13 protein-coding genes are annotated in these 13346 nt (G+C 61.8%); 7 read left to right on the top strand and 6 right to left on the bottom strand.

The window, feature by feature from the left end; genetic code table 11:
* Nucleotides 1-4 precede the first annotated feature (4 nt).
* The 3 genes from V7773_RS07975 to V7773_RS07965 form a co-directional block, all read right to left on the bottom strand.
* The gene (locus V7773_RS07975; protein ID WP_092148922.1) at nucleotides 5-646 is read right to left on the bottom strand and encodes a thiol:disulfide interchange protein DsbA/DsbL; all 642 of its coding nucleotides are present in this window, start codon (nucleotides 644-646) and stop codon (nucleotides 5-7) included.
* A 198-nt stretch (nucleotides 647-844) separates the two neighbouring features.
* On the bottom strand, nucleotides 845-1456 hold the full coding sequence (locus V7773_RS07970) for a c-type cytochrome (protein ID WP_336072924.1): 612 nt from the start codon (nucleotides 1454-1456) through the stop codon (nucleotides 845-847).
* Nucleotides 1457-1502: 46 nt separating this feature from the next.
* Nucleotides 1503-1793, bottom strand: a complete 291-nt coding sequence (locus tag V7773_RS07965) for a c-type cytochrome (protein ID WP_003196231.1) — start codon at nucleotides 1791-1793, stop codon at nucleotides 1503-1505.
* 191 nt (nucleotides 1794-1984) lie between these two features.
* Between V7773_RS07965 and yihA the strand changes: the two genes are divergently transcribed.
* Entirely contained in the window at nucleotides 1985-2626 is a 642-nt protein-coding gene (gene yihA / locus V7773_RS07960; protein WP_003196227.1) for a ribosome biogenesis GTP-binding protein YihA/YsxC, read from the top strand.
* Between the two features lie 374 nt (nucleotides 2627-3000).
* Here yihA and polA read toward each other — a convergent pair whose 3' ends face one another.
* The gene (polA, locus tag V7773_RS07955) at nucleotides 3001-5769 is read right to left on the bottom strand and encodes a DNA polymerase I (RefSeq protein WP_336072922.1); all 2769 of its coding nucleotides are present in this window, start codon (nucleotides 5767-5769) and stop codon (nucleotides 3001-3003) included.
* A 74-nt stretch (nucleotides 5770-5843) separates the two neighbouring features.
* Here polA and V7773_RS07950 point away from each other — a divergent pair, with 74 nt between their 5' ends.
* Both V7773_RS07950 and V7773_RS07945 read left to right on the top strand, forming a co-directional pair.
* Nucleotides 5844-6131 (top strand): DUF2782 domain-containing protein, encoded by a 288-nt coding sequence (locus V7773_RS07950; protein ID WP_025211087.1) that lies wholly within the window; start codon nucleotides 5844-5846, stop codon nucleotides 6129-6131.
* Nucleotides 6132-6190: 59 nt separating this feature from the next.
* A complete protein-coding gene (locus tag V7773_RS07945; RefSeq protein ID WP_336072921.1) occupies nucleotides 6191-7141 on the top strand; it encodes a homoserine kinase in 951 nt (316 codons plus the stop codon).
* Between the two features lie 165 nt (nucleotides 7142-7306).
* On the opposite strand, the gene znuA is transcribed toward V7773_RS07945, so the two are convergent.
* Nucleotides 7307-8236, bottom strand: coding sequence for a zinc ABC transporter substrate-binding protein ZnuA (gene znuA / locus V7773_RS07940; RefSeq protein ID WP_092221055.1), 930 nt, complete (start codon nucleotides 8234-8236; stop codon nucleotides 7307-7309).
* 66 nt (nucleotides 8237-8302) lie between these two features.
* On the opposite strand from znuA, the gene zur reads away from it, so the two are divergent.
* From zur to V7773_RS07920, 4 genes are read left to right on the top strand one after another with little or no spacing between them, the layout of a single operon-like run.
* Nucleotides 8303-8785 carry a zinc uptake transcriptional repressor Zur gene (gene zur / locus V7773_RS07935; RefSeq protein WP_063323623.1) on the top strand — a complete coding sequence of 161 codons (483 nt, stop codon included), beginning with the start codon at nucleotides 8303-8305 and terminating at the stop codon, nucleotides 8783-8785.
* A complete protein-coding gene (znuC, locus tag V7773_RS07930; RefSeq protein WP_063323624.1) occupies nucleotides 8785-9567 on the top strand; it encodes a zinc ABC transporter ATP-binding protein ZnuC in 783 nt (260 codons plus the stop codon). The genes zur and znuC overlap by 1 nt, the downstream gene beginning before the upstream one ends.
* Complete coding sequence (gene znuB / locus V7773_RS07925; RefSeq protein ID WP_003196213.1) at nucleotides 9560-10348, top strand: zinc ABC transporter permease subunit ZnuB; 789 nt, start codon at nucleotides 9560-9562, stop codon at nucleotides 10346-10348. The genes znuC and znuB overlap by 8 nt, the downstream gene beginning before the upstream one ends.
* Nucleotides 10349-10385: 37 nt before the next feature.
* The gene (locus V7773_RS07920) at nucleotides 10386-11099 is read left to right on the top strand and encodes a PA5502 family lipoprotein (RefSeq protein ID WP_092221057.1); all 714 of its coding nucleotides are present in this window, start codon (nucleotides 10386-10388) and stop codon (nucleotides 11097-11099) included.
* Nucleotides 11100-11200: 101 nt separating this feature from the next.
* On the opposite strand, the gene katE is transcribed toward V7773_RS07920, so the two are convergent.
* Entirely contained in the window at nucleotides 11201-13339 is a 2139-nt protein-coding gene (gene katE / locus V7773_RS07915) for a catalase HPII (RefSeq protein WP_336072920.1), read from the bottom strand.
* Between the last annotated feature and the right edge of the window lie 7 nt (nucleotides 13340-13346).

Here is a 13346-nt window from a genome sequence, read left to right as displayed (position 1 = left end):
GCGCTTAGTTGGCAGCAGCCTTGGTGGCCGCTCGCTCTTTGGCGATCAGCTGGTCGGCCAGTTGCAGGGCTTCATTTGCGCCACCGGCGGAGCCGATGTCAAAGCGGTATTTGCCGTTGACGACCATGGTCGGTACGCCAGTGATCTCGTATTTCTTCGCCAGCTCGCGGGCCTTCTTGATCTGGCCCTGGATGGCAAAGGAGTCGAACGTGGCGAGGAACTTGTCTTTGTCGACGCCCTGGGTGGCGAGGAAATCGGCCATCTCTTCTTTCTTGACCAGCTTCTTGCCTTCTTTCTGGATCGCGTTGAATACCGCGGCGTGGACCTTGTGCTCGACGCCCATGGCCTCGAGTGTCAGGAACATCTGGCCGTGGGCATCCCACGGGCCGCCGAACATGGCGGGGATGCGCACGAAGTTAACGTCCGAAGGCAGTTTCTCGACCCATGGGTTGATAACCGGTTCAAAAGCGTAGCAATGCGGGCAGCCGTACCAGAACAGCTCCACGACTTCGATCTTGCCAGGCGCCGCCACCGGAACGGGGTTGGTCAATTCGACATAAGGTGCGGCGGGCTTTTCAGCCGCTTGGGCAGTTACGCCGAACAGGCTGGCGGCGACGAGCGCGGCGCTGATGATCAGATTACGCATGCTTTACTCCTGGACAATGAGGGGGCCTCGCGAGGCCTGTTTCTAAGACAGACCGTGGCGGGTTCAAGTTCTCTAGTGTAACGGCAGCGGCCACAAAAAAGGGCGGCCAAAGCCACCCTTTTGATGTTCGCATCGACAGATTAATCGAGCGTTAACGTTGCAAGGGATGTACGCCCCTTGCAACGCCAGCCAAAGGCCTCAGTGCAGGCCCTGGATGTAGCTGGATACCGCAGCGATATCTTCGTCGCTCAGCTTTTTCGCAATGCCCTGCATCGGCTTGGTATCGCCGTCGTTGGTCCGGCCACCCTCTTCTTTGCGGAAGTCGGTCAACTGCTTGCCTACGTACTGGGCATGCTGGCCGCCCAAGTGTGGGAAGCCGGCTGCCGCGTTGCCCTTGCCGTCAGGCGAGTGGCAGCCGGTGCAGGCTGGAAGCCCCTTGTTCAAGTCCCCCCCACGAAACAGCGCTTCACCACGGGCCACGAGTTTCGGATCGGCAGCGCCGACACTGCCCTTCTGGCTGGCGAAATACGCCGAGATGTCCGCCAGGTCCTGATCGCTCAGGTTGGTCAGCAGGCCGGTCATTTCCAGCACCGTGCGCTTGCCGGACTTGATGTCGTGCAGTTGCTTGTTCAGGTAACGTTCGCCCTGGCCCGCCAGTTTCGGAAAGTTGGGCGCCATGCTATTGCCATCCGGGCCGTGGCAGGCTCCGCATACGGCCGCCTTCGCCTGACCGGCAGCGGCATCGCCAGCGGCGTGGGCTACGCCGGATATCCCCAAGGTCAACAGCAGACTCACGATCAGTTTGTTCATCAGCTAATCCAACTACGGCTAAGGGTTAAAGAGTTATGGACCGGGTTCACTCGCTCATCCACTGGATGATGGCTCGGTAATCCTCGGCACTGCAGTCCATGCACAAACCACGCGGCGGCATCGCCTTGAAACCCTGGGTCACGTGTTGCACCAGCGTCTCCATACCTTTCGCCAACCTCGGCGTCCAAGCTTCCTGATCGCCCTTGCGGGGCGCCATGGGGAGTTGGCCGGAATGACAGGCACCACAAACACGGTTGTACACAGCTTCCGGATCCTGTGTAGCCTGAGCGCTGTAAAGCGGCATCAAGACACCGGCAGCTAGCAGCCATTTCGTCATAAAACGACCTTTTCAGGGTTGGGAACGAGCTGCGTTCTAACGCGCAATTTCGGTCGGTCGCTCCCGTGAGCTTCATCCTACGCTGGGACAAAGCGCACACAAAATCTGCGGCATTATATACTGGCGTCACTGAAACGGAAACGACACAGCTTGCCGCGTCCATTCCCGACGCCGCCCACATCGGAAATCCCATGCAACTGAAGAACCCCATCCTCGGCCTGTGCCAACAGTCCACCTTCATGCTCAGCGCCGCCAAAGTCGATCAATGCCCAGACGACGAAGGCTTCGAAGTGGCTTTTGCCGGGCGTTCCAACGCCGGCAAATCCAGCGCGCTGAACACCTTGACCCACGCGAGCCTGGCGCGCACCTCGAAAACCCCGGGTCGCACGCAACTCTTGAACTTCTTCAAGCTAGACGATGAACGGCGTTTGGTCGACCTGCCCGGCTACGGCTACGCCAAGGTACCGATCCCGCTCAAGCAACACTGGCAGCGCCACTTGGAAGCGTATTTGGGCAGCCGCGAGAGTTTGAAAGGCCTGATCCTGATGATGGACATTCGCCATCCGATGACCGACTTCGACCTGTTGATGCTCGATTGGGCGGTCGCCAGTGGCATGCCGATGCACATCCTGTTGACCAAGGCCGACAAGCTCACCTACGGCGCGGCCAAAAATACCCTGCTCAAAGTGCAGTCGGAAATTCGCAAAGGCTGGGGTGACGCGATCACCATCCAGCTGTTCTCGGCGCCCAAGCGCATGGGCCTGGAAGAAGCCTACACGGTGCTGGCCGACTGGATGGAATTGGCGGACAAGGGCAGCGAAGAGGCCGAATAAGCCGGATCGCAGGCAAAAAAAACCCCGGACTTCTTATGGGGAGGGGGAAGTTCGGGGTCCAAGTTCCGGACCGCTAGGGCGGGGTCCAGATATCTGCCAACACTTAACACAACATAGGAGCATTGAAGGGCTTCACCAGCCATTCAGAATCTCTGAGTGGCATTTGACGGGTTTAGTTCAGATTATTTTTGGAAATAGCCTTAGGAATTTTCCGAACTAACGACATCGTCCCGGGGTTTCAGTGAGCCAATGTGGCGAGGGAGCTTGCTCCCGCTTGAGTGCGAAGCGCTCACAAAATGTTTGGGGCGGCTGCGCCACCCAGCGGGAGCAAGCTCCCTCGCCACGGGACCTGCGCCAGCCTCAGAGCCTACGACTCAATGCGCCTCATCCCAGTTATTGCCCACGCCCACTTCCACCAGCAGCGGCACGTCCAGCGTGGCGGCGGCGCTCATGTGCTGACGGATTTCCTCGCGCACCTGGTCGACCAGGTCTTCACGCACTTCCAGCACCAGTTCGTCGTGTACCTGCAGGATGACCTTCGCATCCAGCCCGGACGCCGTCAGCCAGCGATCCACGGCGACCATGGCTTTCTTGATGATGTCAGCCGCCGTGCCCTGCATCGGCGCGTTGATGGCCGTGCGCTCGGCGCCTTTGCGCAGGGCCGGGTTTTTCGCGTTGATGTCCGGCAGGTACAACCGGCGACCGAAAATGGTTTCGACAAAACCTTGCTCGGCCGCCTGGGCGCGGGTGCGTTCCATGTACGCCAGCACACCCGGGTAGCGGGCGAAGTAGCGGTCGATATAAGCCTGGGACTGCTTGCGATCGACGCCGATCTGCTTGGCCAGGCCGAACGCACTCATGCCGTAGATCAAGCCGAAGTTGATCGCCTTGGCGCTGCGGCGCTGGTCATGGGTGACGGCCTCTAGCTCGACGCCGAAAACCTCGGCAGCGGTAGCCCGGTGCACGTCCAGGTCATTACGAAACGCATGAAGCAACCCTTCATCCTTGGCCAGGTGCGCCATGATTCGCAGTTCGATCTGCGAGTAGTCCGCCGCCAGCAGCTTGTAACCTTTCGGCGCGATGAAGGCCTGGCGAATGCGTCGACCTTCGGCCGTGCGGATGGGGATGTTCTGCAGGTTCGGGTCAATGGACGACAGGCGCCCGGTCGCGGCGACGGCCTGTTGATAATTGGTATGGACACGGCCGGTGCGGCTATTGATCTGCTCCGGCAAACGATCGGTGTAAGTGCTCTTGAGCTTGCTCAGCGAGCGATACTGCATCAGCACCTTGGGCAGCGGGTAATCCTGCTCCGCCAGCTCGGCGAGCACCGCTTCGGCGGTGGACGCCTGGCCCTTGGCGGTTTTGCTGAGCACTGGCAAGCCAAGTTTTTCGTACAGGATCACGCCCAATTGCTTCGGCGAACCCAGGTTGAACTCCTCGCCGGCGATGGCAAACGCCTCACGCTCCAGCGCCACCAGTTTTTCCCCCAGCTCGACACTTTGCACACCCAGCAGGTTGGCATCGACCAGCGCCCCCTGGCGCTCGATGCGCGCCAGGACCGGCATCAGCGGCATTTCGATGTCATTGAGCACGGTGCCCAGGCTTGGCGTGGCCGCCAGTTTTTCCTGCAGGGCCTGGTGCAGGCGGAAGGTCACGTCGGCGTCTTCGGCGGCGTAAGGGCCGGCCAGTTCCAGGGAGATCTGGTCGAAGGTCAGTTGCTTGACCCCTTTGCCCGCGATGTCCTGGAAATCGGTCTTGCTCTGGCCCAGGTACTTGAGCGCCAGACTGTCCATGTCGTGACGGGTCGCGGTGGAGTCCAGCACGTAGGATTCGAGCATGGTGTCGAAGGCGATGCCCTGGACCAGGATGCCGTTATTCTGATCGCCATCGATGGCGCAGTTGGCCAGGATGTTGGTTTCGAACTTGGCGTGCTGGCCGACCTTGAGTTTGTTCGGGTTTTCCAGCAGCGGCTTGAGGGCCTTGAGCACCGTGTCGCGATCCAGTTGCTCCGGCACACCCATGTAGGAATGGGTCAGCGGGATGTAGGCTGCCTCGAAAGGGGCCACGGCGAACGACAAGCCGACGAGTTGCGAATGCTGGGCATCGCCGCCGTTGGTTTCGGTGACGAAGGCAAACAGCGGCGCTTTGTCCAGTTTGGCCAGCCACGCGTCGAAGCGCGCCTGATCGAGGATGACCTCGTACTTGGCCTCGGCCGCGCCGGGCTGTTCTTCGGCCACTTCAACGATCTCCTGGCCGGCACGCTTGGCGTCCCGCTGGTTTTCTTCGAACCAGCTCTTGAATTCCAACAACGTGTACAGCTCGGCGAGTTTCTCGTGATCCGGTTGGCCCATTTGCAGGTCATCGAGGCCGACATCCAACGGTACGTCGGTCTTGATGGTTGCCAACTCGTAGGAAAGCAACGCCATTTCCTTGTGCTCTTCGAGCTTGGCGGCCAGGGTCTTGGCGCCACGGATCGGCAAGGTGGCGACGATGTCCAGTTGCGCGTACAGCTCGGTCAGGCCGCCATTGACGCCCACCAGCAGGCCGGAAGCGGTCTTCGGCCCGATACCCGGAACGCCCGGGATGTTGTCGGAAGAATCGCCCATCAACGCCAGGTAATCGATGATCTGCTCGGGAGCGACGCCAAACTTCTCCTTCACGCCAGCCACGTCCAGGGCGCTACCGGTCATGGTATTGACCAAGGTAATGTGCCCATCGACCAATTGCGCCATGTCTTTGTCGCCGGTGGAGATCACCACCGGACGGTCGGCCGCCGCGCTACTGCGGGCCAGGGTGCCGATCACGTCATCGGCTTCGACGTTGTCCACGCACAGCAGCGGGAAGCCCAGGGCCTTGACGCTGGCATGCAGCGGCTCGATCTGCACCCGCATGTCGTCGGGCATGCTCGGGCGGTTGGCCTTGTATTCGGCGTACAACGCATCGCGAAACGTCCCACCCTTGGCGTCGAATACTACGGCAAACGGACTGTCCGGATACTGCTTGCGCAGGCTCTTGAGCATGTTCAGCACGCCCTTGACCGCACCGGTCGGCAGGCCTTTGGACGTGGTCAGCGGTGGCAGCGCATGAAAGGCGCGGTACAGATAAGAAGAACCGTCCACCAGGACGAGGGGGGCTTGGCTCATGAGCAGGATCAACCTTTTCGGCGGGTCCGGGGCTAGAATAGCGGGACCGTTGACGACAAAGGGACAAGGTTATCATGCGTACACTAAATCGCCTGTTACTGGCTGGCTTGTTTGCAATCACCCCGTTGGCCGTCATGGCGGCGGACGACGCACCCTCGGCGGACCCGGATGTCACCATCCGCACCGAAGGCGATAAAACCATTCAGGAGTACCGGCAAAACGGCTTTTTGTACGCGATCAAGGTCACGCCCAAGAACGGCAAGCCTTATTTCCTGGTGCGGGCCGACGGCAGCGACGCAAACTTCATCCGTTCGGATCAGCCGGATATGCTGATTCCGTCGTGGAAAATCTTTGAGTGGTAATACCGCTCTGCACTTCAACCGGCGCCCGCTGAAGGGCGCCCGTACTGGCAGTTTTAACCATGTCTGTGTTCACGCCCCTGGCTCGGCCCGAGCTGGAAACCTTTCTCGCCCCTTATGGGCTTGGCCGCCTGCTTGATTTCCAGGGGATCGCCGCCGGCAGCGAAAACACCAATTTCTTTATCAGCCTGGAGCAGGGCGAATTCGTCCTGACCCTGGTCGAGCGCGGCCCGGTGCAGGAAATGCCGTTCTTCATCGAACTGCTGGACGTGCTGCATGACGCCGACCTGCCGGTGCCTTACGCCTTGCGCACCACCGACGGCGTCGCGCTGCGGGAACTGGCGGGCAAGCCGGCGCTGCTGCAACCGCGCCTGGCCGGCAAGCACATCAAGCAGGCCAACGCGCAGCATTGCGCCCAGGTCGGCGAGCTGCTGGCGCACCTGCACCTGGCAACCCGCGACAACATGATCAAGCGCAAGACCGATCGTGGCCTGGACTGGATGCAGGAGGAGGGCGCCAAGCTGCTCTCGCACCTCGACGCCGAGCCGCGTCGGCTGCTCGAAGCGGCGCTGGATGAAATCTCGTTGCAGAAAGTCGGCATCCTGGCGCTGCCGCGCGCCAACATCCACGCCGATCTGTTCCGCGACAACGCGATGTTCGAAGGCACGCACCTGACCGGGCTGATCGACTTCTACAACGCCTGCTCGGGGCCAATGCTGTATGACGTTGCCATTGCCTTGAACGACTGGTGCTCGGACGACAACGGCGCGCTCGACGGACCCAGGGCGCGAGCGCTGCTGGGCGCCTATGCGACGCTGCGACCATTTACCGCCGCTGAGGCGCAACTGTGGCCGACCATGCTGCGCGTGGCGTGCGTGCGGTTCTGGCTGTCGCGATTGATCGCCGCCGAGTCGTTCGCCGGGCAGGATGTGTTGATCCACGACCCGATGGAGTTCCAGCAGCGCTTGGCGCAGCGGCAGACGGTTCACGCGTTGCTGCCGTTCGCCCTGTAAGTACCCATGGAAGGTCTTCGCCGAACACTGCTTTTGTGGCGAGGGAGCTTGCTCCCGCTCGGTTGCGCAGCGACCGCAAGATCTTGGGGCTGCTGCGCACCCCAGCGGGAGCAAGCTCCCTCGCCACACGGGCCCCATGTTCGGCAGGAGAGAGCGGGGCTGGGGTTATAGCGACTCCAGGCACCCCGCCAGATCATTGCCCAACTTCTCCAACAACTGCTCATATCCCTGCGCCGTCGCCGGAGTGTAGCCGCCCAGTGCATCGAGCTCCGCCAGCTTCACCGGCAAACCGGCCACCAGGGTTTCGGCCAGGCGCGGGCGCAGGGGCGGTTCGCTGAACACACAGGTCTTGCCCACGGCCTGCAAGCGCGTGCGCATTGCCGCCACATGCTGGGCACCAGGCTGGACTTCGGCGGCCACGGCGAACACCCCGGCGTGCTTGAGGCCGTAGTTGTCTTCGAAATAGTCGAACGCCTCGTGGAAGACGAAATACGGCTTGCCCGCGACCCCGGCCAGGCGCGCCTTGAGGCGTGTGTCCAAAGCATCGAGACGCTGGTTGAAGCCCTTGAGGTTGCTTTGATAGCGGGCCGCGTTGGCCGGATCCGCCGCGCTCAGGTCGGCCGTCATTTTGGCGGCGATCACCCGCGCATTGAGCGGCGAGAGCCACAAGTGGGCATCCACGGTGCCGGGGCGATGGTCGTGATCGTGTTCGTCGCCGTCATGGTCATCGTCCTCGTGGGACGCGCTGTCCTGGGCGAAGTGACGCAACTTGAGCCCCGGCAAATCCTGGATGGCGACGGAGGGCAGCGTGCGACCGTTGAGCACCCGCGGGAGAAAGCCTTCCATATCGGGGCCGATCCAATAAAGCAGGTCCACCGACTGCACCTTGCGAACATCCGATGGCCGCAACGCATAGTGATGCGGCGAAGCCCCTGGCGGCAGCAATACCTCTGGAACGGCTACGCCATCCTGCACAGCGGCGGCAATCAGTTGCAGCGGCTTGATGCTGGTGAGCACCTTGACCTCGGCCTGGGCCGGGCCAATCAGTAGAAAACTTGCGACAAAAGCGACAAAGAGCGAAAAAAATCGGGACACGATGACCACTCGTAGAGGCGAGAACGGGTAACATAATAACGTCTCTCACTAAACTCGTCGCTGCCCATGCCTATTACACCCCTTGCCAGTCGCCCCCACGATCACTCCCACTGCGTGCACAGCGCGCTGTCTGAGGCCGACGCCATCTGCGCGCGCCAAGGGTTGCGCCTGACCGCCCTGCGTCGGCGCGTGCTGGAATTGGTCTGGCAAAGCCACAAGCCACTAGGCGCCTACGACATCCTCGCCGTGCTCAGCGAGCAGGACGGCCGCCGCGCCGCACCGCCGACGGTCTACCGGGCGCTGGATTTCCTCTTGGAGAACGGCCTGGTGCATCGCATTTCGTCGCTGAACGCCTTCGTCGGCTGCAACCACCCGGAGCACGCCCACCAAGGCCAGTTCCTGATCTGCCGGCAATGCCACGCCGCCATCGAGCTGGAACAGAAGTCCATCAGCGATGCCATCATCGCCAGCGCCAAGGACGTCGGCTTCGTGGTCGACACCCAGACCGTCGAGGTGGTCGGTCTCTGCTCCGGCTGCCAGGGGGCCTGATGAGCAATGCGTTGATCCGCCTCGAACAGGTGGCCGTGACGTTCGCCGGGCAGAGCGTGCTGGACAACATCCACCTGAGCGTCGAGCCGGGGCAGATCGTGACCTTGATCGGTCCCAACGGCGCCGGCAAGACCACCCTGGTGCGCGCCGTGCTGGGCTTGCTCAAGCCCGACAGCGGCAGCGTCTGGCGCAAGCCCAGGTTGCGCGTCGGCTATATGCCGCAAAAACTTCACGTCGATCCGACGCTGCCGCTGTCCGTGCTGCGCTTCCTGCGCCTGGTGCCTGGCGTGGACCGCGCCCGCGCCTTGGCCGCGCTCAATGAAGTCGGCGCCGAACAGGTGATCGACAGCCCGGTGCAAAGCGTCTCCGGCGGCGAGATGCAGCGCGTGCTGTTGGCCCGTGCCCTGCTGCGCGAGCCTGAGCTGCTGGTGCTCGACGAGCCGGTGCAAGGCGTCGATGTGGCGGGGCAAGCCGAGCTGTACAGCCTGATCACGCGCCTGCGCGACCGCCACGGCTGCGGCGTGCTGATGGTCTCCCACGACCTGCACCTGGTGATGAGCACCACCGACCAGGTGGTCTGCCTCAATCGCCACGTATGCTGTTCCGGGCATCCCGAGCAAGTCAGTGGCGATCCGGCTTTCGTCGAGTTATTCGGAAAAAACGCACAAAGCCTGGCGATTTATCACCATCACCATGACCACGCCCATGACCTGCATGGCTCGGTGGTCAGCGCCCCTTCCGCTTCCAATCATGTTCATGGAGATGGCTGCAAGCATGGCTGATTTTCTGTTGTACGCCCTGCTCGCAGGCTTGGCACTCGCCCTGGTAGCCGGCCCCTTGGGTTCGTTCGTGGTCTGGCGGCGCATGGCCTATTTCGGCGACACCTTGTCCCACGCGGCGTTGCTCGGCGTGGCCTTGGGATTTCTGCTGGACGTCAGCCCGGCGGTGGCGGTGACCGTTGGCTGCCTGTTGCTGGCGGTGGTACTGGTGACCTTGCAACACCGCCAACCGCTGGCGTCCGACACGCTGCTGGGTATTTTGGCGCCGAGCACCCTGTCCCTCGGGCTGGTGGTACTAAGCTTCATGCATGACGTGCGGATTGACCTGATGGCCTATCTGTTCGGCGACCTGTTGGCGATCAGTCCGACGGACCTGTCGTGGATCCTCGGCGGTAGCGCCGCGGTGCTGCTGTTGCTGGTGGCACTCTGGCGTCCCTTGCTGGCCGTCACCGTGCACGAGGAACTGGCCCGGGTAGAGGGCCTGCCTGTGCTGGGGTTGCGACTGGCACTGATGCTGCTGATTGCGGTGGTCATCGCGGTGGCGATGAAAATCGTCGGGGTGTTGCTGATTACGTCATTGCTGATCATCCCGGCGGCTGCGGCACAGCGTCACGCCCGCTCACCCGAGCAAATGGCCCTGGGCGCGAGCCTGCTGGGCATGCTCGCGGTGTGTGGCGGCCTGGCACTTTCCTGGTTCAAGGACACCCCGGCCGGCCCATCGATCGTGGTCAGCGCCGCCGCGCTGTTTCTGCTGAGTTTTGTCCTACCTCGTCGAGGGGTGTAGACTTGCTCGCTTTTTGCGCAAATAGAGAGTCGCAGGAATGAAGCCGTTCGCCTCCCGTTATCTGCTCCTTGTCGCGTTTTCCCTGCTGCTGGGCGCCTGCCAGAGTACGCCGCCGGTCACCGAGGCTCCCGATACCCGGGGCCCGGCCATCGCGCAGCTTGAGCAAAGCCTTGCCAGCAATGAGCTGGCCACCGCCGAAGACCAGTTGGCCGCCTTGCAAGCCCAGTCACCCGAAGACCGGTCGCTGGAACCCTATCAGCGGCAACTGGCCGAGGCGTATTTGCGCCGCAGCCAGATCGATCTGCAAAAAGGCGATGTCAACGCCGCCGCCACCGCCCTGAGTCGTGCCCGAGCCTTGATGCCCAAGGCCCCAGCGCTCACCGGCGAGGTCAACAGCGCCATTGCCGAAGCCCGTAAGGCCGACCTGGATAAAGCCGAGGCCGACCTCAAGGCCGCCGAAGCCAAACCGGTCGCCAAAGTGATCGACCCGAGCGCCCCCAGTACCACAGTTGCGCTCAACCTAGCCGATATACAGCAAATGCGTCGGCAACTGGATGCCATCGCCGCCGACGTGGTGAATTATCAGTGTGACGTCACCATCCAGGCGCCGCGCACCGATGATTATCCGTGGTTGGCGACGTTGCTGACCAAGCGGGTCAAGAAACTGGACCCGGGGTTTGATTTGAAGCTGCAAAAGCAGATTTTGCGCAGTGTGCCGGCGCAGATGGTGCTGACACCGCATAAGCCCTAAAAAGCATCGTCGGAACGCCGCCCGGAGCAAGCTCGCTCCCACAGGGACCCCATGTGGAGCGAGCTTGCTCGCGATAGCGCCCTACCAGACAGCAAATCTCTTTAGGCTGGAACCGCCTTAGCCTTAGCCTCCCGCGCCCAGACCCGATGCTGAGCAATCGCCGCGAAAAACCGCGAAAAACCGCTCGTATCCGCGTCTTCGATCAATCCCGCATCCACCTCCAGCTTCAACTCCACCAACAACTGCCGGGCCTCACCATGAAGCCCAATGGCTTTCAGATGCTTGTAGGCCTCCAGCACGTAATGCAACGCCACACCGTCGCGACTCAAGGCCTTGATCGACTCCGCCCCACCCGGCACGAACACCGCGTCAAAGGCAATCGACGGCAACCCCTCCATGGACGCATCCACCGCCAGCGTTTTCCCATCGGCCGTGGTCACCGGTGCGGAAGTCGGCCCCAGCACTTTGGCGTGAGCGCCCTCGGCCTTCAGCGCCTTCTTGAGGGCACCGATGATCGCTGCATCGACACCGTTAGCCACCAGCACCGCCACTTTTCGCGTCTTGATGTCTCCGGATAGCAGGTTCGCCTGGCTCAAGGCCGGAGACTGCTCCAGCGATGGCGTTGGCACATCGACGGTGCCCGCGGTAGGCGCCGGCAACCCGAGGTTTTTCGCCACTCGCCCGGCCAGTTCCAGGTCGATATTGGCGAGGATCTCATTGACCTGCCGCGCCCGGATGAACTCACGCTCCACCTTGCCCAGCTCGAAACTGTAGGCCGCGATGATGTGCTCTTTTTCATGGGCACTCATGCTTCTGTAGAACAGCCGCGCCTGGGAGAAATGGTCGGCGAACGAATCGCTGCGTTGGCGGATCTTGTAAGCATCGATCCGCTCCGGATAACTCTCGAAGCCGCCATCTTCCGGGCCGGGCGGGGTTTCCTTCGGCCAGCCACCGTCGATGGAGTTCGGCTCGTAGGACGCACGCCCCTTGTCGATGGTGGTGCGGTGCATCGCATCACGCTGGCCGTTGTGCACCGGCGTGATCGCCCGGTTGATCGGCAGCTCATGAAAATTCGGTCCACCGAGTCGGCTGATCTGCGTATCGGTGTAGGAAAACAGCCGCCCTTGCAGCAACGGGTCATTGGAAAAGTCGATGCCCGGCACGATGTGCCCGGGGCAGAACGCAACTTGCTCGACTTCAGCGAAGAAATTGTCCGGGTTGCGGTTGAGCACCATCTTGCCCAGGGGCGTGATGGGCACCCGCTCTTCAGGGATGATCTTGGTCGGGTCGAGCAGGTCGAAGTCGAATTTATGCTCGTCTTCCTCGGCGACGATCTGCACGCCGAATTCCCATTCCGGGTAGTCGCCCATCTCGATCGACTCCCAGAGATCGCGACGGTGGTAGTCGGTATCCTTACCCGCCAACTTCTGGGCTTCGTCCCATACCAACGAGCAGGTGCCGACCGTAGGGCGCCAGTGGAATTTGACGAAGCTGCTTTTGCCTTCGGCGTTGATCATGCGGAAGGTGTGCACACCGAAACCCTGCATCGTGCGTAGGCTTTTTGGAATGGCCCGGTCAGACATCGCCCAGATCACCATGTGAGCCGATTCCGGCACCAGCGAGACAAAATCCCAGAACGTGTCGTGGGCCGAGCCGCCTGTAGGAATTTCGTTATGGGGCTCGGGTTTTACCGCGTGGACAAAATCCGGAAACTTCACCGCGTCCTGAATGAAAAACACCGGCATGTTGTTGCCCACCAGGTCGAAGTTGCCTTCGTCGGTGAAGAACTTCACCGCGAAGCCGCGCACGTCCCGCACGGTGTCGCCGGAGCCGCGTGGGCCTTGCACAGTGGAAAAACGCACGAACACAGGGGTTTTCTTGCTCGGGTCTTGTAGGAAACCGGCCTTGGTCAATGCCGAATGCGCATCGTAGCTCTGAAAATAACCATGGGCGCCGGTCCCGCGGGCGTGGACGATGCGTTCCGGAATGCGTTCATGGTCAAAGTGCGTGATTTTTTCACGCATGATGAAATCTTCCAGCAGCGAAGGTCCGCGGGGGCCGGCGCGCAGGGTGTTCTGGTTATCGGCGATCTTCACGCCCTGGTTGGTGCGCAACGCCTGTTCGGTAGCGTCGGAGCGAAACTGTTCCAGGCTCTCGAGCTTGGCGTTGGTGTTGCCGCGATCCAGCGTGTCGGTCCCGGCCAGTTGGCTCTTGTTGACCGTGGGCTTTTTGATACTCATCAGGCAT

Origin of the sequence: Pseudomonas sp. 3JA, from assembly GCF_036961705.1 — a bacterium.
GTDB classification, from domain to species: Bacteria; Pseudomonadota; Gammaproteobacteria; order Pseudomonadales; family Pseudomonadaceae; genus Aquipseudomonas; species Aquipseudomonas fluorescens_Q.
This window is presented reverse-complemented; position numbering and strand designations above follow the sequence as displayed.

What these genes read in the sequence shown, in the direction of transcription:
- zur (WP_063323623.1), top strand. Translation starts at nt 8,303, where the DNA reads ATGCCTATTACACCCCTTGCCAGTCGCCCCCACGATCACTCCCACTGC.
- katE (WP_336072920.1), bottom strand. Translation starts at nt 13,339, where the DNA reads ATGAGTATCAAAAAGCCCACGGTCAACAAGAGCCAACTGGCCGGGACC.
- znuC (WP_063323624.1), top strand. Translation starts at nt 8,785, where the DNA reads ATGAGCAATGCGTTGATCCGCCTCGAACAGGTGGCCGTGACGTTCGCC.
- V7773_RS07945 (WP_336072921.1), top strand. Translation starts at nt 6,191, where the DNA reads ATGTCTGTGTTCACGCCCCTGGCTCGGCCCGAGCTGGAAACCTTTCTC.
- V7773_RS07920 (WP_092221057.1), top strand. Translation starts at nt 10,386, where the DNA reads ATGAAGCCGTTCGCCTCCCGTTATCTGCTCCTTGTCGCGTTTTCCCTG.
- V7773_RS07975 (WP_092148922.1), bottom strand. Translation starts at nt 646, where the DNA reads ATGCGTAATCTGATCATCAGCGCCGCGCTCGTCGCCGCCAGCCTGTTC.
- V7773_RS07970 (WP_336072924.1), bottom strand. Translation starts at nt 1,456, where the DNA reads ATGAACAAACTGATCGTGAGTCTGCTGTTGACCTTGGGGATATCCGGC.
- znuB (WP_003196213.1), top strand. Translation starts at nt 9,560, where the DNA reads ATGGCTGATTTTCTGTTGTACGCCCTGCTCGCAGGCTTGGCACTCGCC.
- yihA (WP_003196227.1), top strand. Translation starts at nt 1,985, where the DNA reads ATGCAACTGAAGAACCCCATCCTCGGCCTGTGCCAACAGTCCACCTTC.
- V7773_RS07965 (WP_003196231.1), bottom strand. Translation starts at nt 1,793, where the DNA reads ATGACGAAATGGCTGCTAGCTGCCGGTGTCTTGATGCCGCTTTACAGC.
- V7773_RS07950 (WP_025211087.1), top strand. Translation starts at nt 5,844, where the DNA reads ATGCGTACACTAAATCGCCTGTTACTGGCTGGCTTGTTTGCAATCACC.
- polA (WP_336072922.1), bottom strand. Translation starts at nt 5,769, where the DNA reads ATGAGCCAAGCCCCCCTCGTCCTGGTGGACGGTTCTTCTTATCTGTAC.